Annotated in this window: 19 protein-coding genes; 2 read left to right on the top strand and 17 right to left on the bottom strand. The window is 72.2% G+C overall.

Translation table 11 applies throughout. From position 1 onward, the window contains the following. Nucleotides 1–39: 39 nt before the first annotated feature. Nucleotides 40–222, bottom strand: a complete 183-nt coding sequence (locus tag ACSMTC_RS31210) for an I78 family peptidase inhibitor (RefSeq protein WP_436563078.1) — start codon at nucleotides 220–222, stop codon at nucleotides 40–42. 101 nt (nucleotides 223–323) lie between these two features. On the opposite strand from ACSMTC_RS31210, the gene ACSMTC_RS31205 reads away from it, so the two are divergent. Further along, complete coding sequence (locus ACSMTC_RS31205) at nucleotides 324–599, top strand: DUF6343 family protein (protein WP_436563077.1); 276 nt, start codon at nucleotides 324–326, stop codon at nucleotides 597–599. Nucleotides 600–729: 130 nt separating this feature from the next. Here ACSMTC_RS31205 and ACSMTC_RS31200 read toward each other — a convergent pair whose 3' ends face one another. From ACSMTC_RS31200 to ACSMTC_RS31125, 16 genes are all read right to left on the bottom strand, one after another. Next, the gene (locus ACSMTC_RS31200) at nucleotides 730–2,115 is read right to left on the bottom strand and encodes an aspartate aminotransferase family protein (RefSeq protein ID WP_436563076.1); all 1,386 of its coding nucleotides are present in this window, start codon (nucleotides 2,113–2,115) and stop codon (nucleotides 730–732) included. Then, entirely contained in the window at nucleotides 2,105–4,024 is a 1,920-nt protein-coding gene (dxs, locus tag ACSMTC_RS31195) for a 1-deoxy-D-xylulose-5-phosphate synthase (RefSeq protein ID WP_436563075.1), read from the bottom strand. The genes ACSMTC_RS31200 and dxs overlap by 11 nt, the downstream gene beginning before the upstream one ends. Nucleotides 4,025–4,028: 4 nt before the next feature. Continuing rightward, nucleotides 4,029–5,060 (bottom strand): adenosyl-hopene transferase HpnH, encoded by a 1,032-nt coding sequence (gene hpnH / locus ACSMTC_RS31190; protein ID WP_436563074.1) that lies wholly within the window; start codon nucleotides 5,058–5,060, stop codon nucleotides 4,029–4,031. Between the two features lie 2 nt (nucleotides 5,061–5,062). After that, nucleotides 5,063–5,722, bottom strand: a complete 660-nt coding sequence (locus tag ACSMTC_RS31185; protein WP_436563073.1) for a 5'-methylthioadenosine/S-adenosylhomocysteine nucleosidase family protein — start codon at nucleotides 5,720–5,722, stop codon at nucleotides 5,063–5,065. A gap of 231 nt (nucleotides 5,723–5,953) precedes the next feature. Further along, entirely contained in the window at nucleotides 5,954–7,897 is a 1,944-nt protein-coding gene (shc, locus tag ACSMTC_RS31180; RefSeq protein ID WP_436564863.1) for a squalene--hopene cyclase, read from the bottom strand. Between the two features lie 178 nt (nucleotides 7,898–8,075). Beyond that, on the bottom strand, nucleotides 8,076–9,239 hold the full coding sequence (locus ACSMTC_RS31175) for a polyprenyl synthetase family protein (protein ID WP_436563072.1): 1,164 nt from the start codon (nucleotides 9,237–9,239) through the stop codon (nucleotides 8,076–8,078). Continuing rightward, nucleotides 9,236–10,633 carry a hydroxysqualene dehydroxylase HpnE gene (gene hpnE / locus ACSMTC_RS31170; protein ID WP_436563071.1) on the bottom strand — a complete coding sequence of 466 codons (1,398 nt, stop codon included), beginning with the start codon at nucleotides 10,631–10,633 and terminating at the stop codon, nucleotides 9,236–9,238. The genes ACSMTC_RS31175 and hpnE overlap by 4 nt, the downstream gene beginning before the upstream one ends. Before the next feature lie 166 nt (nucleotides 10,634–10,799). Next, entirely contained in the window at nucleotides 10,800–11,657 is an 858-nt protein-coding gene (gene hpnD / locus ACSMTC_RS31165) for a presqualene diphosphate synthase HpnD (RefSeq protein WP_436564862.1), read from the bottom strand. 41 nt (nucleotides 11,658–11,698) lie between these two features. Further along, nucleotides 11,699–12,634, bottom strand: a complete 936-nt coding sequence (gene hpnC / locus ACSMTC_RS31160) for a squalene synthase HpnC (protein WP_436563070.1) — start codon at nucleotides 12,632–12,634, stop codon at nucleotides 11,699–11,701. Nucleotides 12,635–12,770: 136 nt separating this feature from the next. Beyond that, the gene (locus ACSMTC_RS31155; protein ID WP_436564861.1) at nucleotides 12,771–13,586 is read right to left on the bottom strand and encodes an ABC transporter ATP-binding protein; all 816 of its coding nucleotides are present in this window, start codon (nucleotides 13,584–13,586) and stop codon (nucleotides 12,771–12,773) included. A gap of 7 nt (nucleotides 13,587–13,593) precedes the next feature. Next, on the bottom strand, nucleotides 13,594–14,562 hold the full coding sequence (locus tag ACSMTC_RS31150) for an ABC transporter permease (RefSeq protein WP_436563069.1): 969 nt from the start codon (nucleotides 14,560–14,562) through the stop codon (nucleotides 13,594–13,596). A 138-nt stretch (nucleotides 14,563–14,700) separates the two neighbouring features. Beyond that, nucleotides 14,701–15,546, bottom strand: coding sequence for a glycosyltransferase family 2 protein (locus ACSMTC_RS31145; RefSeq protein WP_436564860.1), 846 nt, complete (start codon nucleotides 15,544–15,546; stop codon nucleotides 14,701–14,703). Nucleotides 15,547–15,635: 89 nt separating this feature from the next. Further along, on the bottom strand, nucleotides 15,636–16,466 hold the full coding sequence (locus ACSMTC_RS31140; protein WP_436563068.1) for a CDP-alcohol phosphatidyltransferase family protein: 831 nt from the start codon (nucleotides 16,464–16,466) through the stop codon (nucleotides 15,636–15,638). Then, nucleotides 16,444–17,505 carry an iron-containing alcohol dehydrogenase family protein gene (locus tag ACSMTC_RS31135; RefSeq protein ID WP_436563067.1) on the bottom strand — a complete coding sequence of 354 codons (1,062 nt, stop codon included), beginning with the start codon at nucleotides 17,503–17,505 and terminating at the stop codon, nucleotides 16,444–16,446. The genes ACSMTC_RS31140 and ACSMTC_RS31135 overlap by 23 nt, the downstream gene beginning before the upstream one ends. Further along, nucleotides 17,493–18,248: a phosphocholine cytidylyltransferase family protein gene (locus ACSMTC_RS31130; protein WP_436563066.1), complete on the bottom strand. Its 756-nt coding sequence runs from the start codon at nucleotides 18,246–18,248 to the stop codon at nucleotides 17,493–17,495. Before ACSMTC_RS31130 ends, ACSMTC_RS31135 begins: the two co-directional genes overlap by 13 nt. Then, nucleotides 18,245–20,257, bottom strand: coding sequence for a DUF5941 domain-containing protein (locus ACSMTC_RS31125; RefSeq protein WP_436564859.1), 2,013 nt, complete (start codon nucleotides 20,255–20,257; stop codon nucleotides 18,245–18,247). The genes ACSMTC_RS31130 and ACSMTC_RS31125 overlap by 4 nt, the downstream gene beginning before the upstream one ends. Before the next feature lie 547 nt (nucleotides 20,258–20,804). Between ACSMTC_RS31125 and idi the strand changes: the two genes are divergently transcribed. Continuing rightward, complete coding sequence (gene idi / locus ACSMTC_RS31120; RefSeq protein ID WP_436563065.1) at nucleotides 20,805–21,452, top strand: isopentenyl-diphosphate Delta-isomerase; 648 nt, start codon at nucleotides 20,805–20,807, stop codon at nucleotides 21,450–21,452. The last annotated feature ends 265 nt before the right edge of the window (nucleotides 21,453–21,717 follow it).

Here is a 21,717-nt window from a genome sequence, read left to right as displayed (position 1 = left end):
CCGGCCGATCATCCGGCGCGCTCCCGGGGCGCCCGCCCCTCAGCCCTCCCAGCAGCGCTCGACCACGCCGTCCCGGACGGCGAGGTTGAGCCTGCCCGTGCGGTACTCCAGGGTGATCAGCTCTCCGGGTGCCAGCACCCGCACGATCTTCCACCCCTGCTCGGCCGCCAGTTCCTCCGCGGCTTCCACCGGCATCCCGACGTACTCCACCTGCTCGTCCACAGCCGCTCTCCCCACGGTCACCAGGGTCCCCGGACGTCCTCGGACGTACGCTGGAATCGTAGACCGGCCACCACGGCCGGGCGGGGTGGAGGCGATCTGGTATGCGTCCGGCGAAGACCCCACGGCAATGGCACAGCGGCACCGAGCCCGCCACGGCCCGGAGCGACCTCAAGCTGCGCTTCCTGCTGTCCGTCACCTTCACCCCGTTCTTCGCCCTGCTCACCGCCCTGTTCGCGGTCTGGGCGGCCCACAGCTCCGCCACCGCCGCCCCGAGCAGCGGCACCCTGACCTTCTTCGCCGTGTGCTGCGGTGTGCTCACGCTGCTGGCGTCGATCGACCTCTGGGTGGTGATCCGCCGCCGCCGGACGGAGCTGTGACCGGAGCCCGGCCGAAGCCGTGCCGGGAGGCCGGAGCGGGTCGTGACGGGAGGTCAGCCCGGAGCCGGCCGGCCACAAGACCGTCGCGGGGCCGTCGCGACCGCCCCCTGCCGGGTACGGAGCGGTACGCCTACCGGTTTCCGACCGCCTGCTTGACCAGCGTCCGCCCGAAGTCCCACATCAACCCGCTGCCCCGGTGCGCCTCGTCCATCACCTCGGTGAAGGCGTCGACGAAGCGGTCCACCTCCCGCTCGGTGATGATCAGCGGCGGGATCAGCTTGATCACCTCCAGGTGGTCGCCGGACACCTGGGTGAGGATGCGGTGCCGGTGCAGCAGCGGTACCACCACCATCTGCGCGAACAGCCCCTTGCGCGCCGCCTGCAGGGCGGTCCAACCGGTGCGCAGTTTCAGCGACCTGGGCCGGCCGAACTCGATCCCGATCATCAGTCCCCGGCCCCGTACCTCGGCCAGCAGCTCGTACCGGTCCACCAGGGCCGCCAGCCTCTCCCGGAACACCTCGCCGACCTGCCGGGAGTTCTCGACCACCTTCTCCTCCCGCATGACGTGGAGGGTGGCCAGCCCGGCCGCCATCGCCTGGGCGTTGGAGCCGAAACTGGCGGAGTGCACCAGCACCCGGTCCATCGAGGAGTACACCTTCTCGAAGATCCAGCCCTTGCCGAGCGTCGCCCCGATCGGCACGTACCCGCCCGACAGCGCCTTGGCCGCACAGACCAGGTCGGGTTCGACCCCCTCCTCCTGGTAGGCGAAGAAGGAGCCGGTACGCCCCACACCGGTCTGCACCTCGTCGCAGATCAGCAACGCCCGGTGCTCGTGCAGCAGTTGCCGCGCGGCGGACAGCCAGCCGGGCGGGGCGGCGTGCACCCCCTTGCCCTGGATCGGCTCGACGATCAGCGCCGCGACATCGCCCTTCTTCAACTCCCGTGCCAGTGCGCCGAGATCACCGAGCGGGATGGCGGTGTCCGGCAGCAGCGGGTCGAATCCCCTGCGGAATCCGTTCTCCCCGTTGACCGAGAGCGAGCCCGTGGTCAGACCGTGGAAGGCGTGGTCGCAGTACAGCACCCGGGGACGCCCGGTGGCGTACCGGGCGAACTTGAGCGCGGTCTCCACCGCCTCGGTTCCGCTGTTGCCGAAGAAGACCCGGTCCAACTCGGGTGCGAAGGACAGCAGTTGCTCGGCGAGCAGGCCGGGGAGCGGGGAGCAGTCGAAGCGGGTGAGGTCCGGCAGGCCGAGGTCCATCACCTGCCGCACCGCCTCCCGGACCACCGGGTGGTGCCGGCCGAGCGCGAAGATGCCGAACCCCGCCAGCATGTCGAGGTACTCGTTGCCCTCGGCGTCGTAGAAGTAGGGGCCCTCGGCGCGCTCGTAGTACCGGTCGAAGCCGAGCGTGTGCAGCATCCTGGGCAGCTGCGGGTTGAGGTAGCGGGCGTGCAGCTCGTAGCGCTCCGGTCCGCGTTCGGCGATGAGCGCGGCGAGGTCAAGGCGGTCAGCCGGCATGGCGCTGGTTCGCTCCTCGGTTCGGCGGGGTCGACAGCAGTTGCTTGGCGAAGAAGGCGGTCTGCGCGGCCACCCCGGTACCGCTGAGGCCGATCTCCTCCAGGATCTCGCCGCGCCCGGCGTGCGCCAGGAACTCCTGCGGGATGCCGAGGTCGCGCAGCGGAGTGTCCACGCCGGCGTCGCGCAGCGCCTGGGCGATCGCCGAACCGACCCCGCCGACGCGGCCGTTGTCCTCGACGGTGACCACCAGCCGGTGTGCGGCGGCGAGTTCCAGCAGCGCCGGGTCAACCGGTTTGACCCAGCGCGGATCCACCACCGTGGCGGTGTGGCCCGAGGCGCGCAGCAGCGCGGCGGCGTCCAGGCAGGCGGGGGCCATCGCGCCGACGGCGACCAGCAGGATCTCCGGTGCCGGCCCGGTCCGTTGCAGTACGTCCACCCCGCCGATCCGTTCCACGGCCGGGACGGCGGGGTGGAGGTCGCCCTTGGGGAACCGCAGTACGGTCGGCGCGTCGGCCACGGCGACGGCCTCGCGCAGCTGGACGCGCAGTTGCTCGGCGTCGCGCGGCGCGGCGAGCCGCAGGCCCGGCACCACCTGGAGCACGGACATGTCCCACATCCCGTTGTGCGAGGCACCGTCGTTGCCGGTGACACCCGCGCGGTCCAGGACGAAGGTCACGCCGAGCCGGTGCAGGGCGACGTCCATCAGCACCTGGTCGAAGGCCCGGTTGAGGAAGGTGGCGTACACCGCGACCACCGGGTGCAGTCCGCCCGTGGCGAGCCCGGCGGCGCTGGCCACCGCGTGCTGCTCGGCGATCCCCACGTCGAAGGTCCGCTCGGGGTAGGCCTGCGCGAACCTGGCCAGCCCGACCGGCCGGAGCATCGCCGCCGTGATCGCGACCAGGTCGGGCCGCTCCGCGCCGAGGGCGACCATCTCCGCGCCGAAGACCGAGGTCCAGGAGACCCCGGCCGAGGGCGAGACGGGCAGGCAGGTGTACGGGTCGATGGGGTTGACCGCGTGGAAGCGGTCCGCCTCGTCCAGCTCGGCGGGCCGGTACCCACGCCCTTTGACGGTGAGGCAGTGCACGATCACCGGGCCGCCGAAGTTCCTGGCCTGCCGCAGCGCCTGCTCGACGGCGCCGATGTCGTGCCCGTCGATGGGGCCGAGGTACTTCAGCCCGAGGTCCTCGAACATCCCCTGCGGCGCGAAGGCGTCCTTGAAGCCCTTCTTGGCACCGTGCAGCGCGTCGAAGATCGGCTGCCCGACCAGCGGCGTACGCTGCAGCGCCTCCTTGCCGAGGGCGAGGAACCGCTCGTACCCCTGGGTGGTGCGCAGCGTGGCCAGGTGGTGGGCGAGGCCGCCGACGGTGCGGGCGTAGGAGCGCTCGTTGTCGTTGACCACGATCACCAGCGGGCGGTCCCGGGCCTCGGCGATGTTGTTGATCGCCTCCCAGGCCATGCCGCCGGTGAGCGCGCCGTCGCCGATCACCGCGACGTTCCTGCCCTCGCTCCGGCCCAGCAGCGAGTCGGCCTTGGCCAGGCCGTCGGCGTAGCCGAGCACGGTGGAGGCGTGCGAGTTCTCGATCAGGTCGTGCCCGGACTCGGCCCGCGAGGGGTAGCCGGACAGGCCGCCCCTGGCGCGCAGCCGGGAGAAGTCCTGCCGTCCGGTGAGCAGTTTGTGCACGTACGCCTGGTGGCCGGTGTCCCAGAGGATCCGGTCCCGGGGCGAGTCGAAGACCCGGTGCAGCGCGATGGTGAGCTCGACCACGCCGAGGTTGGGGCCGAGGTGACCGCCGGTCCTGGTGACGGCGTCGATCAGGAAGTCCCTGATCTCCTGGGCCAGCAACGGGAGTTCGGCACTCTCCAGGGCTCTGAGGTCGGCCGGTCCCTTGATCCCGCTCAGCAGCGACATGCCGTCACCGGGCCGCTGGGCCGGAGCTGCCGAGGGTCTCCCGGGCGGCGCGCAGCGACTCCTTGAGCGAGCTCATGGTGGCCAGCACGGCGGTGGGCTCGTACCCGCAGTGCGCCATGCAGTTCTCGCAGCGCGGATCCTTGCCCCGGCCGTACTTGCTCCAGTCGGTCTTCTCGACCAGTTCGCGGTAGGTGGGCACGTACCCGTCGGCCATCAGGTAGCAGGGGCGCTGCCAGCCGAACAGCGAGTAGTTGGGGATGCCCCAGGCGGTGCACTGGAAGTCGACCCGGCCCTCCAGGAAGTCCAGGAAGAGCGGGCTGTGGTTGAGCCGCCAGCGGCGCCGGTTGCCGCCGGCGAAGGCCTTGCGGAAGAGCTCCCTGGTCTGCTCGACACCGAGGAAGTGCTCCTGGTCGGGGGCTTTCTCGTAGGCGTACGCCGGGGAGATCATCATCTCGTCGACGCGCAGCTCGTCGTTGAGGTAGTCGAGCACCTCGATCACGGTCTGCGGGGTGTCGGTGTTGAAGAAGGTGCTGTTGGTGGTGACCCGGAAGCCGCGCCGCTTGGCCTCCCTGATCGCCTCCACCGCCTCGTCGAAGGTGCCCTCCTTGGCCACCGAGGCGTCGTGCCGCTCGCGCAGCCCGTCGATGTGCACGGTGAAGGTCAGGTACGGCGAGGGCTTGAACCTGTCCAGCTTCTTGCGCAGCAGCAGCGCGTTGGTGCACAGGAAGACGTACTTCCGGCGGGCGACCAGCTGCCGGACGATCTCGTCGATCTGCGGGTGCATCAGCGGTTCGCCGCCCGCGATGGACACCATGGGCGCGCCCGACTCCAGTACCGCCCCGACCGCCTGCGCCACCGGCATCCGCTGCTTGAGCACCCCGGCGGGGTGCTGGATCTTGCCGCAGCCCTCACAGGCGAGATTGCAGGCGAACAGCGGCTCCAGCTCCACGATCAGCGGGAACTTCTCCCGGCGCTTCAGCTTCTGCTGCATGAGGTAGGTGCTGATGCGGACGGACTGGCGCAGCGGCATGGCCATGACTAACTCGCCTCCTGAGGGAGCGTCGAGGGCAGGGATTCGAGTGCGGCAGCGGCCTGGCGGTGCCAGGCGGTGAGGGCCGGTACGGCGGCGCGCAGGGTCCGCCAGGCCCGCACTCCGGCCGGCAGGGTGCCCGGCCGGATCAGTTCGTGGTCGGGGGTGTCCACCACCACCCGCAGGACCGCGGCGGGCAGGTGGGGGCGCAGCTCGGCGCGGACGGCCAGGACGGCGGCCGCCTCCATGTCCACGGCCAGGGCGCCCCTGGAGTTCAGCGCCCGCCGCTCGGCGCCCCGCACCACGTGGTCCGCGGTGTGGTGCAGCCCGGTGTGGGTGGTGAGGCCGCGGGACTGCAGGGCGCGGGCCAGGTGCTTGGCGGAGTCCAGCGGGTACTGGTTGCCCTCGGGGTCGCGGACGGCGTCGGCGACGATCACGTCGGCCGGCCGCACGCCGGGGCCGACGGCGGCCCCGAAACCGGCCACCACCAGGGCACCGTACCCGTCGTGGGCGAGCAGCTCGCCGACCACCCGCCTGGCCCGCACGCGCCCGACGCCGGTCCTGAGCAGCACCGGCGGGCCGCCCTCGGCCCCGCTCCAGTCCCCGCCGCGCAGCGCCCACACCTCGGGGCCCAGCGCGCACACCACCAGCAGCGCCCCGCCTCTCATCGCGGGGCCCCGGTCCGCAGGGCTTCCCCGGAGGCGGCGCCCGAGCGGCAGGCGGGGCGGCGGGCTCCACGCGCCCGGCCCCTCACCACACCGGAGCGTCGCTCACCCGGCTCTCCGTACCCCGCGGATCCGCGGCTCCTCGCCCTCATCCCAGTCCTCCGATCCGGCCGTCTGGCCCGATCCTCAGGGGCGTGGGCCGAGTCCGCCACCGGACCCGGCCGCGGCCGGGCCTCATCGGTGGCCGCCGGGCACCGGGTTTCCGTGCAGATAGCGGCCGAGGGCCGTCACCGGGAAGACCAGCCGGTAGAGGTGGTAGTTGATCGAGAAGTCCCAGGGGAACCCGGTGCCGGTGAAGTGCGGCTCGTCCCAGGTCCCCTCGGGCAGCTGGGTGTCCGCCAGCCAGTGCACGCCCCGCTCGACCGCCGCGCTGCGCGCACCGTCCGGCCCCTCCCCGGCCGCGAGCAGCGCCATCAGCGCCCACGCGGTCTGCGAGGCGGTGGACTCCCCGCGCCCGGCCCAGCGCTCCGGGTCCTCGTAGGAGCGCATGTCCTCGCCCCAGCCGCCATCCGGGTTCTGCCGGTCCTCCAGCCAGCGGACCGCCCGCCGGACGGCGGGGTGTCCGGGGTGCAGCCCGGCCGCGATCAGCGCGGGGACCACCGAGCCCGTCCCGTAGACGTAGTTGGTGCCCCAGCGGCCGAACCAGGAGCCGTCCGCCTCCTGGTTGGCGAGCAGCCAGGCGATGCCGCGCCGGGTGCGCGGGTCGTCGGAGCGGCCGACCTCCGCGAGCATCTCGACCACGTGTGCGGTGACGTCCGCGGACGGCGGGTCCACCACCTCGCCGAAGTCGCAGAACGGCAGCTTGTTGGGGAGCTTGCTGGTGTTGTCCACGTCGAAGGCGCCCCAGGCGCCGTTCTTGGACTGCATCCCGAGGTTCCACTCGACGCCGCGCCGCACCGCGCCCTGCAGCCGCTCCCGGTCGGGGACGTCGACCCGGCTGAGCGCGAGCACCACCTCGGCGGTGTCGTCGATGTCGGGGTAGTTGTCGTTCTGGAACTCGAACGCCCAGCCGCCGGGGGCGAGCCCGGGCCGTTTGACGGCCCAGTCGCCGCGCCGGGTGATCTCCTCGCCGAGCATCCACTCGGCGGCGGCCACCAGCGCGGGGTGGTCGTCGGGCAGTCCGGCGTCGCGCAGCGCGATGGTGGCGAGGCAGGTGTCCCAGACCGGGGACTGGCAGGCCTCCATCCAGCGCCGGCCGTCCTCGGTGTGCACGGTGAAGCCGTCGAAGGAGGCGATTCCGGCCTTCATCACCGGGTGGTCGAGGTCGTAGCCGAGCAGGTGCAGCGCGATCAGCGAGTACACGGCTGGCGGCTGGATGCCGCCCCAGCAGCCGTCGGCCTCCTGCCGCTCGATGATCCAGCGGCCGGCCTGGGCCAGTGCGAACCGGCGCAGCGGCCGTACGGCGTAGCGGTGGTAGGCGTGCAGCGCCTTGTCCAGGCGCTCGAAGACGCCGTCCCAGGTGGTCAGCGGAGCGAGCGGCCGCCGGGGGTACGGGTCGGCGGGGTCGCTGTGCAGCTCGTCGAGCGGGAAGGGCGCGGGACGGACCGGGCGGTGGGCCGAGACCACGGTCAGCGGGACGATCGTCTGCCTGGCCCAGCAGCCGAAGGCGTAGATGTTCAGTGGCAGCCACCTGGGCGCGAAGATCAGCTCGGGTGGCAGCTCCGGCAGCCGCTCCCAGGGCCACCAGCCGAAGAGCGCGAGCCAGATCCGGGTGAAGACGCGGGCCGAGGCGATTCCGCCGTGTGCGCGTACGTAGCCCGCCGCCGCCAGCATGTGCGGGGCCTCGGGGTCGTCACCGGCGAGTCTGAGTGCGACGTACGCCTCGACGGTGGCGGAGAGTTCGGGCGGGCCGCCGTGGAAGGTGGCCCAGGTGCCGTCCGGGCGCTGCTGGGAGCGGATCCAGGCGGCTGTCGCCTGGGTCTGCTGCTCGGTCCTGATGCCCAGGAACTGACGCAATAACAGGTCCTCGGCGTCCATGGTGACGTTGGTCTCCAGGTCGCCCTTCCACCAGCCCTCGGGGCTCTGGAGTGACAGCAGGTGAGCGGTGGCCCTGGCCAGTGCCTCGGCCGGCGCGGTGCGGTCGGGGACCTGCTCGGCCTGACCGGAGGCCCCGTTCACCACACCGTCGGCCCCGGCGGCCTCGCACCGTACCGGGCCCAGCGCCCTGGTCGGCCGCCCGGCCGACGCGATCCGGCCGCTGGGCCGTTCAGGCACCGGCGGCCGGTCGCCCACCGCGACCGGCTCGGGATCGTACTCGGGGTCGAGCCGGCCGTCCGCGGTTGCTGTCACTTTGACGTCACCTCTCCCGTACCACCACGAATTCGGCGAGTGCGACGAAGTGCCGGCGCACCTCGTCGGTCATCGGCACCTCGTCCAGTGCGGCGAGGGCCGTCGTGTGCTGGCGGCGGGCCTCCGCCTGGGTCCAGGCCCGGCCGCCCGCCTCCTCGATCAGGGCCGCGCGGGCGGCGAGCACCTGCTCGCTCTCCTCGCCGTGCCCCTCGGGGTCGGCCAGCTGCTCGGCCAGCCGGCGGGAGGCACTGCCGCCCTCGGCCAGCGCGGCGGCGACCGGCAGCGACTTCTTGCGCTGGCGCAGGTCGCCCCAGTGCGGCTTGCCCGTCACCTCGGTGGCGCCCCAGATGCCCAGCAGGTCGTCCACCGCCTGGAAGGCCAGGCCCAGGTGGTGGCCGTAGCGCTGGAGCGCGTCACTGGTGCGGTCGTCGGCCCCGGCCAGTACGGCGCCGATCGCGGAGGCGGCGGCCAGCAGGGCGCCGGTCTTGCCGCCCTCCATGTCCAGGCACTCCTCGACCGTCACGGCGTCGCGGGACTCGAAGGCCACGTCCTTGGCCTGGCCGTCGATCAGCTTCCGGGTGGCGGTGGTGATCAGACGGACCGCCCGGGCCGCGTCGGCGGCGCTCGCGCCACCGGTGACGGCGGCGTCCAGCAGCACCTCGGTGCCCAGGGTGGCGAGCGCGTCGCCGACCAGGATCGCCTGGGCCGGGCCGAACACCGTCCATGCGGTGGCGCGGTGCCGTCGGGTCTCGTCACCGTCCATCAGATCATCATGGAGCAGGGAGAAGTTGTGCACCAGCTCTACCGAGACGCCTCCCGGCACACCCATCTCAGCCGGCGCGCCGACCGCCTGTGCGGAGAGCAGTGCCAGCGCGGGCCTGACGGCCTTGCCGCCGTCTCCCGCCGCCGGCCTGCCGTCCCGGTCGATCCAGCCGAAGTGGTACGCCGCCACGGTGTCCATCGGTGCGGCCAGTCCCGCGACCGCGGCGCGCAGCTGCGGGGTGCACAGGCTCCGGCCGCGCGCCAGCAGCTCCTGCACCGAAGCGGCCTCCCCGACCGTCGCGGTCGATGCGGCGCGAGCCTCCACGTGTTCTCCCTCTCCGTCCGGACGCCGGGCCTGGCCGAGAGGCCCGCCCGGTGCGATGTCAGTAGTGCTGGGGCCCGCGGTCATCGGGGCCACCTCCCGTCGCCTCGGTCGACCGGGATCCGTCCGGCCCCGGCCAGTGCGGCGTCGGCGGCGGCATGGCCGCTGCGCACCGCGCTCTCCATGGTCGCGGGCCACCCGGTGGCGGTCCACGAGCCCGCCAGCAGCAGCCCGGGGATGCCGGTCACGGCGCCGGGGCGCAGGGCGGCGGTGCCCGGTGCCGGGTCGAAGGTCGCGGTGCGCTCCCGGGTGACGAAGAAGTCCAGCACCCGGGCCTGCCGGGCGCCCGGGATCAGCCGTGCCAGCTCGGGCAGATAGCGCTCCCGCAGCTCGGCCACCGGCAGGTCGATCTCCTCCCCGGCGTCCGACTGGGACAGCGCCAGGTACTGGGCGCCGGGCACCGCCAGGCCGGAGTGCGCCGTACGGTCGAAGACCCACTGCACCGGTGAGCCGAGCGCCGCGAAGAACGGACGGCGCAGCAGTCGCCGGTCGTAGACCACATGGACGTTGAGGATCGGCGAGGTACCGAGGTCGGCGAGCCGCTCCTGACGGGGGATCGCGCCGGCCGGCAGCAGCGCGGCGGCGCTGTCCTGGGCACCGGCCAGCACCACGGTGTCGGCGGTGAGCAGCTCGCCGCTCTCCAGCCGGACGGCGTGCCGGTCCGCGGGCTTGAGCTCGGCGGCGCGGCTGCGCAGCAGTACCCGGACACCCAGGCGGTCCAGCTCGGCGAGGGCCGCGTCGTGGTGGATCGCGCCGAGCGGGACCGCGGCCATGCCGATGTCCGAGGCCCCGGGGTCGGAGAGCAGACCGGTCTTGAAGACCATCGCGGCCAGGGCCAGCGAGGTCCGGTCGGCGGTGGCGTTCAGGGTGGCGACGCCGACCAGGTCCCACAGGGCCTCGACGGTGGCCGGGGTCTGGCCGTGACGGCGCAGCCAGTCGCCGAAGGAGAGCCGGTCGAGTGCCGGGTCGGCCAGGTCGAGCCGCTGCAGGGCGAGCGCCGCGCGGACCACCCGCAGCCGGTCGGCGGGGCCGAGGTGCGGGTAGCCCGCCAGGCTGCGGGTGAGGTGCAGCGGTACGGGCAGGGCGTCCCGGCGCAGCCGGCCGAAGCTGCGGCGGTCGCCGCTGCCGAGGCCGAGGACCGGGACGTCCAGGCGGGGCTGAAGATCCACCAGTCGGCCCGCGCCCAGCCGGTCGATCAGACCGCGGTAGGCGGTGCAGCAGCGCAGGAAGACGTGCTGGCCGTTGTCGACGGTCAGCTCACCGCGCCGGAAGGAGAACGCCAGACCGCCGAGCCGGGGCCTGGTCTCCAGCAGGGTGACCTGCTGCCCGGCCTCGGCCAGGCGCAGCGCGGCGGTGATCCCGGCCAGGCCGCCGCCGACCACCACGGCGCTGCGGCGGGCGGACATCCCTGCTCCGGTCATCTGCCCCACCCCCTGCCGTCGTTCCGCTGTTCGCTCATGGACACCACGTGCCCACTCGGGGCCGTCGCATACCCGATCGCGGGCGTCGAACATCCGTTTGCGGACAGCCTGAGGCCCCGGCTTCGTGATGTTGTGCTGACACAGCGTGACATAACTTCCGAGAGAATCAAGAACGCCCTCCGGCGAGCCCGGACAGCGCCACGTATGCCTTCTCCCAGCCCGGCAGCGACACGCGGCCGCGCAGCACCGACTCGGGATCGGCGGCGATCCGGCCGAGCAGCCGGTGGTAGATGCCCGCCATGGCGGCGGTGGAGGCCCGGCTGCGGCGGTCCAGCATCGGCAGCAGCCGCAGGCCGTCCTCGAAGCAGCGCTGGGCACGGGCGGCCTCGAAGGCGACCAGTCCGGTGAAGTCGGCGCCCATCGGGGGCCTGGGCAGGGCGAAGCCCTGCTCGCAGCCGAACCTGACCAGGTCCTCGGTGGGCAGGTAGGTGCGGCCGTTGAGGGCGTCCTCGCGCAGGTCGCGCAGGATGTTGGTGAGCTGGAGGGCCAGGCCCAGGGTGTCGGCGTACTCGGCGCCGAGCTCCGGGTCCTCGCAGCCGTACACGCCGAGCGAGAGCCGGCCGATGGAGCCCGCGACGCAGCGGCAGTAGACCTTGAGGTCCTCGAAGGTCGGGTACTCGGCCCCCTTGAGGTCCATCTCGACGCCGTCGATCAGTTCGTCGAGGGCGCCGAGCGGGATCGGGAAACGCCGGGCGGCGTCCGCCAGGGCGACCTTGATCGGGTCGGTGTCGTCCACGCTGACGCCGCCGGAGCGGATCTCGTCGAGGAGCCCGCGGGTGCGCCCGAGCTGTTCTGCCTTGCGCTCGGGCGGCAGATCGCCGTCGCCGATGTCGTCGATCCGGCGGGCGAGCGCGTAGAGCGCGGACATGGCGTACCGCTTGGCCTCCGGGAGGAGCCGGATGCCGTAGCTGAAATTGCGGGCCTGCAGGGCGGTGACCGCCTCGCAGTACCGGTACGCCGCCATGACCTGAGCGGACGCCAGTGGTGATGCCGCCACGCGGGCGTTCACCTTCCCTTCGCGAAGAGTCTCGCCGCCTTCGCTGCAAGGCGGCGCTTGTCCGGCTTCGGCTGCTGGGCCAGGACGTCGTACCCGGCGGCCTCGATGGCCTCCAGGGCCGCGTACCCGCCTGCGGTGAATCCCGCCAGCAGCAGTCGGAGCCTCCCGGAAACCGTACCCACCAGCGGCGCGCCGTGATCGAGCAGGGTCCGGGCCCGGTCCGCTTCGAAGGCCACCAGCTCGCGCACCCGCCTCCCCGCGGTGGGCTGGGCGAGGTCCTGCTCGGTGACACCGAACCGGTCCAGGTCCTCGGCCGGCAGGTAGATCCGGCCGCGGCCGAGGTCCTCGGCGACGTCCTGGAGGTGCTCGACCACCTGCAGGGCGGTGCAGATCGCGTCGGAGTAGGCGATCCGCTCCGGGGTGGCCATGCCCGCGATGGCGAGCACCAGGCGGCCGACCGGGTCGGCGGAGAGGGTGCAGTAGTCGAGCAGGTCGCGGTAGGCCGGGTAGCGGGTGATGGTCTGGTCGACCCGGTTGGCCTCGATCAGGCGGCGGAACGGCTCGGGGGTGACGGCGTGCCGGTCGATCAGCGGGACCAGCGCACGCATCAGCGGGTGGTGCGGGGCGGCGGCGTCCGGGGTGAGCGCCGCCTCGAAGGCGCGGTCCAGGTCGCGCTCCAGCCCGTCCAGCAGCGCCAGCCGGAAGGCCGTCCCGTCTTCGGCCGTACGGGTGGCCTCGACGCCCAGTAGCTCGGCGACGGCAGCGGGGTCGGCCAGGTCTCCGTCGCCCGCGTCGTCCACCAGGCGGGCGAAGCCGTAGACCGCCATCAGGTCGGTACGCCAGGCGGCAGGCAGGAAAAAGGGCGCGACCGGGAAGTTCTCCAGGTCCGCCTTGTCGAGCGTGCCGCCATCTGTCTGGTTATCGGATTTAGCCGAAGCTGCCACTACCGTCACTCCCCCGTTCTACACCGGTCGGGTTCACCGGCCCACACCGGACACGCGCCCCGCCGTCCGGGCACAGCCGAAGGGCCGGTACCAGGGCGTTTCGCCCCGGCACCGGCCCCCGCCGTACCCGCCGTGCTCAGGCTCGGTTGTGCTTCTCGTACTCGCGGACGACCTCGTCGGTGTGGCCGTCCATCATGAGCTCACCCTTCTCGATCCAGATGGTGCGCTCGCAGGTGTCCCTGATCGCGTTGTTGTTGTGGCTGACCAGGAAGACCGTACCGGCCTCCTTGCGCAGCTCGCGGATGCGGGCCTCGCTGCGCTTCTGGAACTTCTGGTCACCGGTGGCCAGCGCCTCGTCGATGAGCAGCACGTCGTGGGTCTTGGCCGCCGCGATCGAGAACCGCAGACGGGCCGCCATACCCGAGGAGTACGTGCGCATCGGCAGCGAGATGAAGTCGCCCTTCTCGTTGATGCCCGAGAAGTCGACGATCTCCTGGTACCGGGACTCGACCTCCTTGGGCGTCATGCCCATGGCCAGGCAGCCCAGGATGACGTTGCGGTCACCGGTCAGGTCGTTCATCAGCGCGGCGTTCACGCCCAGCAGCGACGGCTGGCCGTTGGTGTAGATCGCGCCCTTCTCCGTGGGCAGCAGACCCGCGATGGCCGCCAGCATGGTGGACTTGCCGGAACCGTTCGACCCGATCAGGCCGACCGCCTCACCCTTGTACGCGGTGAAGCTGAGGCCGCGCACGGCGTGCACCTCGCGGATGGCGGGCGAGCGCTTCTTGGCGATCAGCCGGCTCAGCGCCGAGGTGGCGCTGCCCTTGCCGGAGCCTGCGCCGTGCACCTTGTAGACGATGTGGACGTCGTCGACGACCACGGTCGGGGTCCGGGCGGGCCCCGAGGACGCGGTCTTGGACGCGTCCTGGCTCGCCTCTCGGAAGTTGCTCATCGCGATGTCAGCCACGGCCGTACTCCTCCTCTGCCTTCCAAAAGAACACGAAACCGGCCACGAAGACCACCACAGCCCAGGCGGTCGCGGTGAACCAGATGTGGTGCGGCAGGGTCAGGTGCTGCGGCAGGGCGTGGCCCGCGTGGTCCTTGCCACCGTGGTAGTAGTGCTTGCTGAAGCTGTTCGGCATGAACGCGTAGCGCATCAGGTCCATGTAGATCGTCGCCGGGTTCAGCGACATGACCGTCTTGGCCAGCGGCGGCCAGCTGGCGATCGCCCCCTGGATGCTGTACATGACGCCGGAGATGTACATCCAGGTGCGCAGGATGAACGGCATCAGCTGGGAGATGTCCGAGGCCTTGGAGCCGACACGGGCCATGATCATGGCCAGACCGGCGTTGAACAGGCACTGCAGCAGCAGCGCCGGGATGATCAGCAGCCAGGTCGTGTGCGGCATCTGGCCGTTCAGCAGCACGATGCCGACCAGGACGACCATCGAGATCAGCAGCTGCTGCAGCTGGATCACGGTGAAGGCCACCGGCATGCAGGCCCGGGGGAAGTGCAGCGCCCGGATCAGGCCGAGGTTGTCGGCGATCGAACGGGTACCGGCCTGCACCGCGCTCTGCGAGAACTGGAAGACGAAGACGCCGACGCAGAGCCAGGCGAGGTAGACCGGGATGCTGTCCCGGCTCTTCAGCATCACACCGAAGACCAGGAAGAACACCGAGCAGTTCAGCAGCGGCGTGAGTACCTGCCACAGCTGGCCCAGCTTCGCGGTCGTGTACTGAGCGACCAGGCGGGCAGTGGCGAAGGCCAGGATGAAGTGGCGCCGCGCCCACAGCTGCTTCACGTACGTGGTCAGACCGGGCCGCCTGCCGCTGACCTCCAGGCCGTACTTGGCCGCGAGCTGCTTCGGGGTCAGGCCCGCATCAGCCCCACTCGGTGTGGAGAGGCTGAAGTCACTCACTGTTGACACATTCGTCCTTCACGGGATCGGATATCGGGCCCGCCACCGGGGGGAGCGGCGACGGGCCTGCGGATCCACTGGGATCTCGGGGGGATTGTCCGGTCGGCAGTGGGGCTGCCGCCCTGATGTGATCAGTTGCTGATGCGATCAGATGATTGGCGGCCTGCCCAACCTGGTCAGTCGCCATACAGTACGCCATCGCATCGGTCGTCGCGGACCGCAGGGTTCGCTCCAACCAGCCCGGAAACCGCCCACCCAGGACTTCAGCGCGTCGCCCGAGGGACGACGGGCCAGAGTGAGCAGCAACCAGGTTCCCAAGTAGAGAGGCACGAACGGCACCGGAAGGTTCCGTCGCGCCAGCCACACCCGGTTCCGGGCCACGTTGTGGAAGTACGTGGCGTGCCGGGCCGGGGAAGTCGTGGGGTGGTGCAGCACGATGTCCGCGCGGTAGTCGATCTCCCAGCCGGCGTCCAGGGCGCGCCAGGCCAGGTCGGTCTCCTCGTGCGCGTAGAAGAACTCGGCCGGCAGCTGCCCGGCCTTCGGGAAGACCGCGCTGCGGACCGCGCTGGCGCCGCCGAGGAAGGTGGTCACCCGGGAGGAGCGCAGCGGGTCGCTGGCCCGCAGCCGGGGGACGTGCCGGCGCTGGGTGACACCGGTGTCCGGGTCGGCGATGCGGAAGGAGACGATGCCGAGCTTCGGGTCGGCGGTGAAGGCCTCGCGCAGCAGCCGGGCGGAGTCCCGGTTCGGCAGGTGCCCGTCGTCGTCCAGGAAGAGGACGGCGTCCACCTCCCGGCCGTCCCTGCCGAAGAGCTCGATGCCGACGTTGCGCCCGCCGGGGATCCCGAGGTTCTCGGGCAGCTCGGCGGTGCGGACGCCTTCGGGCAGCGGGGGCAGCGGGGCGCCGTTGCCGACCACCGCCAGTTCGACGGCCGGGCCCTCCTGGTCCCGTACCGAGTCGATCAGCGCGCGCAGCTCCTCGGGGCGGTTGCCCATGGTGATGATGACGGCACCCAGCCGGAAGTCGGCGGCGGCTCGCCCGCCCGCCTCCCGGCGCTCCTGGCCCGGCGCGGGGCGGGGGGCGCTCATCGCAGCCTGCTGGAGAGGACGATGCTGAGCAGGTGCAGGACCGTCTGCAGCATGGCGATCGCGGCCAGGACCACCACCGCGAGGCGGGTGAAGAGCAGACCGCCGTGGACCTGGTCGGCGATCCCGGCGGCCAGGATGAACAGCGAGGCCTCGACGGCGCCGACGAGCCGGTGGAACTTGAGGAAGGACGCCGCCCGGCGGGCCTTGGCCACCCCGGAGGAGCGCGGCACCGAGGCGCTGTCCTCGACCGCGGTCATCCCGCTGCGGGCGCGGGCCACGTCGACCAGGTCGGTCTCGGACTTGATCAGGATCGCGCCGAGCGCGGCCAGCGTGCCGAGGAAGGCCCACTCCCAGTGCGAGGCGTGGCCCTGCCGGTGCAGCAGGTCGCTGGCCCGCAGGCCGAGACCGGTGAGCAGCGCGGCCTCGGACATGTAGTGGCCGACCCGGTCCAGGTAGACACCGGTGAGCGAGGTCTGCCGCCGCCAGCGGGCGACCTCGCCGTCGACGCAGTCCAGCAGCAGGTAGACCTGGATCAGGAAGGCGCCCAGGACGGCTCCGGCGATGCCGGGGATCACCAGTGCGGCACCGGCCAGGATGCCGGTGAACATCATCAGGTAGGTCAGGCCATTGGGCGTGATCGCCGTCATGGTGGAGAGCACGCGGGTGATCCGCAGCGAGATCTTCCGCATGTACCAGCGGCCTGCCCAGTGCTCGGCACTGCGGCGCTGGAGCATGCCCTCCGGGTGGATGACGGCCCGCAGCTCCTCGATCGAGGGCCGGACCGTGAGGTCGACCGCGGGGCGGTCAGTTGTTGACGGCATGGACATAGTCGGCGTACGCGTCCCTGATGTCGGAGGGAGAGAGATCGAGGTGTTCCAGGATGGTGAAACGTCCCGGACGGGTGTTGGGAGCGTAGTGCACCGCCTCGGTGAACTCCGCCTCGGTGAAGCCGATCTGAGCCGCGGTCACCGGCAGCCCGTGGAACCGCAGGCGGTCCACGATCAGGCCGGTCAGCTCGCGCTCGCCGCGCAGGTGGCTGGCGAAGGCGGCGCCGAGGCCGACCTGCTCGCCGTGCTGGGCGGAGCGCTTGGGGTACAGCACGTCCAGGGCGTGCGAGATCTCGTGGCAGGCGCCCGAGGACGGGCGGGTGCTGCCGGCGATGTTCATCGCGATGCCGGACAGTACCAGGGCCTCCGCGAGGCAGGTGAGCAGGTCCTGATCGGCCAGCTGACCCGGGTGGCGGAGCAGGTTCTCACCGGCCGAACGGGCCATCGCGACCGCCAGGCCGTCCACCTTCTCGCCGGTGATCTCGTGCGAGAGCTCCCAGTCGGCGCAGGCCGAGATGTTGGAGATCGCGTCGCCGATGCCGGCCGCGACGAAGCGCGACGGCGCCTCGCGGATCACGTCGAGGTCCACCACGATGCCGATCGGGCTGGGCACCCCGTAGGAGCCGCGGCCCGCGTCGTTGTCGAGGGTGGAGACGGGAGAGCAGATGCCGTCGTGCGCCAGGTTGGTGGCGACCGCGACCAGCGGCAGGCCGACCCGGGCCGCCGCGTACTTGGCGGCGTCGATGATCTTGCCACCGCCGAGGCCGACCACGGCGTCGAAGTGGCCCGCCCGCATCGCGTCCGCCAGGCGTACCGCGCTGTCCAGGCTGCCGTCGACGACCTCGAACCACTCGGCGTCCGGGAGCAGCGGTCCCAGCCGCTCCCGGAGCAGCGCACCCGATCCGTTGCTGATCGCCACCGCTATCCGGCCGGAGGCCGACAGCCGCTGGTCGGCGAGGATGCCGCCGAGCGCGTCCAGCGCGCCCGGACGGATCTCCACGAAGACCGGCGACGGCAGCAGCCGGGTCAGTACTGGCACGCGATCTCCCGTGCCTTGTTCAGGTCGTCGTGGTTGTCCACCTCGACCCAGGAGACCTCGCCGATCGGCTGCACGTCGATCCGCAGGCCGCGGTTGACCATCTCCTGGTAGCCGTCCTCGTAGTACAGCTGCGGGTCGCGCTCGTAGGTCGCCTTGAGGGCGTCGGACAGGGCGTCCTTGGCGGACGGGTTGATGATCGTGACACCGATGTACTCGCCGGTCGCGTGGGCCGGGTCCATCAGCTTGGTGATCTTCTGCATGCCCTTGGCCGGGTCGACGACGACCTTCATCTCCTCGTCGGCCAGCTTCTTCACGGTGTCCAGGGCGAGCAGGATGCCGGGGGCCTTGCCCTCCTTGATCATCTGGTCGTTGCCGTCCAGCATGGTGCGCTGGACCGAGGCCGGGTGCACGGTGTCGCCGTTGGCGAGCAGCAGGCCCTCGCCGAACAGGTCACGGGCGCACCAGAGCGAGTAGGCGTTGTTCCACTCCTCGGCCTTGTCGTTCTCGACCAGGTGGAGCTTGACGCCGTACTTCTGCTCCAGGGCGTCCTTGCGGTCGTACACCGCCTCCTTGCGGTACCCCACCACGATGGCGGCCTCCCGCAGACCGACCTCGGCGAAGTTGCCGAGGGTGAGGTCCAGGACGGTCCGCTCCCCGTCGACCGGCACCAGCGCCTTGGGCAGGGTGTCGGTGTACGGGCGGAGCCGGCGGCCGGCGCCGGCTGCCAGAACGAGGCCGATCATGCGGTGTCTCCTGATTCATCGTGTTCTGCGGTGGCGTCGCCGAGGACCCAGAAGTGGATGCTCTCCGCGACCACGACCAGGGCGAGCAGGCCGGCCAGAGCCACCAGGACGACCTGCAGGGCGTGTGCCCCGGCGGTCTGGTGACCGATCGGCCCCACGGGACCGCCGTGGTAGACGAGCGCCGCCACCAGGGTGACGAGCAGTGCCCGGCCCTCCTGCCCGCCGGTCACTCGCACCAGCCACCGGGCCGGTGCTCCGGTGCCGCCGCGCAGGCGGTACACCGTGTCGTAGTGATGGTAGGCGAAGGCGGCGACCAGCCCGAACGCGGCCGGGAGGGCCGCGATGTCCAGCTTCAGCGCGAGCGCCAGCACGGTCAGGTACTCGCCCGCCCGGAAGAAGGCGGGGGCGAGCCAGTCCAGTGCGCCGGTGAGCCTGCGGGCCAGCACCAGCGAGCTCAGCAGCACGTACCCGGCCGCGGCGCCGACCGCCTGCCAGGTACCCGCGGTGAGGTACACGGCGACCGGCAGCCCGGCGGCGCCGACGGCGGCCAGCAGCGGCACGGCCAGTCCCGGCAGGAAGCGCGCGACGGGGCGGAGCACCGGCGCCAGCAGCTCGGTCAGCACACCGCCGTCGGCCAGGGTCGCGACCTCCCGGGCGGCCCGGTCCTCGCGCGGACGGCGCCGGCTGACCGAGCGCAGCACCCGGCCTGCGGTGGTGTAGCAGCAGGCCAGTGCGCAGCCCGCGAGCAGCACCGTCAGCGTGATCCGGGGCGTGGTGCAGGCCGTGAGCAGGGCGATCAGGGCCCAGCGCTCACCGATCGGCAGCACGATGATGCGGCGGGCCCAGACCGTCCAGCCGACCCGGTCCAGGCGGTTGGAGAACTGCGCGGTGGGGCTGGTGTTGGTGTTCTGCTGCTTGCTGCCGGCGGTGACCGGGTTGCGCGAGGTCTCCTGGTCGGCCGCCATGAAGGCGAAGTCCACGCTGTGCCGGAAGGTCATCAGCGTCATCGCGGCGAGCGACAGCGCCCAGACGTGGTCCCCGGTGCGGGCCGCGCCGAGTGCCAGACCCGCGTAGAAGGAGTACTCCTTGGCCCGGTCGAAGGTCGCGTCCAGCCAGGCGCCCACGGTGGAGTACTGCAGCGAGTAACGGGCGAGCTGCCCGTCGGTGCAGTCCAGCACGAAGGACGCGAGCAGCAGCACACCGGCGGCTATGTAGCCGCCCCGGGTGCCGGTGGCCGCCAGGCCCGCCGCGATCAGCGCGGTGAGCAGGGAGGCGGTGGTCACCTGGTTCGGGGTCAGGCCGCGCCGGGCGCACCAGCGGGCGATGTAGCGCGAGTAGGGGCTGACGAAGAAGGTGGTGAAGAAGCCGTCCCTGCCCTTCACCGCCCGGCGCAGCCGGACCGCCTCCTCGTCCACCTGGGCCACCGCCGCGCGGGCCGCGTGCAGCTCGTCCTCGTCGCCGGGGACGGTCGCCACCAGCGTGCCGAGCTCGGGGCGCTGGACGGGCAGGCCGCGCTGCTCGAGCACGTCGGCGAGCAGGTCGGGGAGCGGGCGCTCGTGCTGCCGGTCGGACCAGCCGTACCGGGCGGTGCCGTACGGGTCGCCGCCCTGGGGGGCGGCGCCGTAGCCGTTCCCGTACTGCTCCCTGGTGCGCTGCTGGGGCAGCTGCGGTTCGGCGCTCAGGTGCTGGGCGGCCGAGGCGAGGGCGGTACGGGCCTCCGCGCCGGAGACCACCATCGCGCCGGGGACGGCGGCGGCGGGGAAGCGGGGGTCGGTCAGTGCGAGCCGGAGCGAGTGGCGGTGGCCGACGAAGCCGGCGTCCACCACGGCCAGGCGCTCGTCCGGGCCGACCGAGGAGAGCAGCGCGGCCAGCTGCGCGGCGTCGTGCGCGCGCAGGACCCGGCGGAAGCCGATGGCGGCGAGGTCCGCGCCGAGCGCACCCTGGAGGGCGTCGGAAGCCGTGGCGGACGCCGTCGCCGTCGGGGCGGCGGCCAGCGGCGTCGCGGTCATCGCTCCGGTGTGCCTGCCCCGGCCGGCCCCTGCGGGCCTTCCGTACGCGAGCAGCTCGGGGCCGGTCACGATCACAGTGGACAGCGGAACTCACTCCCTGGCGATGGTGTGCGGTCCGGCCACAACGGTGTGCGGTGGGACGAATGGGGGTTTCTGGACGTACGACTGCAGCGGCGGGTGGTACCGGATGGAGTGTCTCCGGCGACCAGGCGCACCGACCGAGGCTACCGGACGGGTGATTCGCCCTCGAAATGGCAGCAGGCAGGCAGCAGGCAGCGCTTATCCACAGCTGACGCACCCGGACCGCACAGATCATCATTCCGGACCGCATGCCCTGCCTTCAAGCCGCGTACCCGCCGCCACACGACGGTGACCTGACAACTCGGCAGACAGAAGGTGAACCGGGCGAGGCGGAGCCGATCACGAATCGAACGTGTCGGCTGGTGATTCGGACCTCCCACGCCCCCGTGTGCGTCGGATCGTCCGGCCCTGTGGGCCATGGGGCAGACTGGGCCCCCGACGCAACCCCCGTGCCGAGAGAGGCCCCATGCCGGAGATCCGACCGACCAGCCAGACGCAGTTCGCGGAGCAGAGCGCGGCAGCCTCGTCCTCGTCCCCCTCAGTGCCCCCGGCCGCCCCCGCCCAGGGCTCCCCCGCCCCGGAGATCCTGCTGGAACTCGTCGACGACGACGGCGTGACCATCGGCACGGCCGAGAAGCTCTCGGCACACCAGCAGCCCGGCCGCCTGCACCGCGCGTTCTCGGTCTTCCTCTTCGACCGTCAGGGTCGGCTGCTGCTCCAGCGCCGGGCCCTGGGCAAGTACCACTCGCCCGGTGTCTGGTCCAACACCTGCTGCGGCCACCCGTACCCCGACGAGCCGCCGTTCGTGGCCGCCGCGCGGCGTACCGCCGAGGAGATCGGCGTGGCGCCCGCCCTGCTCTGCGAGGCCGGCACCGTCCGGTACGACCTGCCGGACGAGACCTCCGGCCTGATCGAGCGCGAGTGGAACCACCTCTTCGTCGGCCTGGTCACCGCACCGCCCGCCCCGAACCCCGACGAGGTGGACGACACCCGGTTCGTCACCGCGGAGGAGCTGAAGGCGCTGGAGGCCGAGAAGCCGTTCTCGGTGTGGTTCCGGACGGTCTTCGAAGCCGCGCTCCCGGGGATCCGGGAGATCGCCGGACGGGACTGGTAGCCCTGGCCGGCTTCGGATCGGGCCCGGCCCGAGGGTGCCCCGGGTCCGGTTCGGCCTGACCGGGAGCACTCCGGGTCGGGCCCTCGCCGTGTGCGGCCCTTCCGGTGCCGGGGCCGCCCGCTCCTTCCGGCTCCACGGGCCTCTTCCGACCCCGTGGGTGTCGGTGTCTCTCGACCCACAGGCGCCCTCGTGTCGGCGCGCACCGGCTCACTCCGGCTCGCGCCGGGCGTTCATCGGCTCACGCCGAGCGCGCATCAGCTCACGC

It is taken from the genome of Kitasatospora sp. HPM-01-4 (assembly GCF_051374625.1).
In the GTDB taxonomy this organism is placed as follows: Bacteria; Actinomycetota; Actinomycetes; order Streptomycetales; family Streptomycetaceae; genus Kitasatospora.
This window is presented reverse-complemented; position numbering and strand designations above follow the sequence as displayed.

Bases quoted from the DNA above. Each gene is read 5' to 3' on its own strand.
- ACSMTC_RS31205 (WP_436563077.1), top strand. From the start codon at position 324: ATGCGTCCGGCGAAGACCCCACGGCAATGGCACAGCGGCACCGAGCCC.
- ACSMTC_RS31200 (WP_436563076.1), bottom strand. From the start codon at position 2,115: ATGCCGGCTGACCGCCTTGACCTCGCCGCGCTCATCGCCGAACGCGGA.
- dxs (WP_436563075.1), bottom strand. From the start codon at position 4,024: ATGTCGCTGCTGAGCGGGATCAAGGGACCGGCCGACCTCAGAGCCCTG.
- hpnH (WP_436563074.1), bottom strand. From the start codon at position 5,060: ATGGCCATGCCGCTGCGCCAGTCCGTCCGCATCAGCACCTACCTCATG.
- ACSMTC_RS31185 (WP_436563073.1), bottom strand. From the start codon at position 5,722: ATGAGAGGCGGGGCGCTGCTGGTGGTGTGCGCGCTGGGCCCCGAGGTG.
- ACSMTC_RS31175 (WP_436563072.1), bottom strand. From the start codon at position 9,239: ATGACCGCGGGCCCCAGCACTACTGACATCGCACCGGGCGGGCCTCTC.
- hpnE (WP_436563071.1), bottom strand. From the start codon at position 10,633: ATGACCGGAGCAGGGATGTCCGCCCGCCGCAGCGCCGTGGTGGTCGGC.
- hpnD (WP_436564862.1), bottom strand. From the start codon at position 11,657: ATGGCGGCGTACCGGTACTGCGAGGCGGTCACCGCCCTGCAGGCCCGC.
- ACSMTC_RS31155 (WP_436564861.1), bottom strand. From the start codon at position 13,586: ATGAGCAACTTCCGAGAGGCGAGCCAGGACGCGTCCAAGACCGCGTCC.
- ACSMTC_RS31145 (WP_436564860.1), bottom strand. From the start codon at position 15,546: ATGGGCAACCGCCCCGAGGAGCTGCGCGCGCTGATCGACTCGGTACGG.
- ACSMTC_RS31140 (WP_436563068.1), bottom strand. From the start codon at position 16,466: ATGTCCATGCCGTCAACAACTGACCGCCCCGCGGTCGACCTCACGGTC.
- ACSMTC_RS31130 (WP_436563066.1), bottom strand. From the start codon at position 18,248: ATGATCGGCCTCGTTCTGGCAGCCGGCGCCGGCCGCCGGCTCCGCCCG.
- ACSMTC_RS31125 (WP_436564859.1), bottom strand. From the start codon at position 20,257: ATGACCGCGACGCCGCTGGCCGCCGCCCCGACGGCGACGGCGTCCGCC.
- idi (WP_436563065.1), top strand. From the start codon at position 20,805: ATGCCGGAGATCCGACCGACCAGCCAGACGCAGTTCGCGGAGCAGAGC.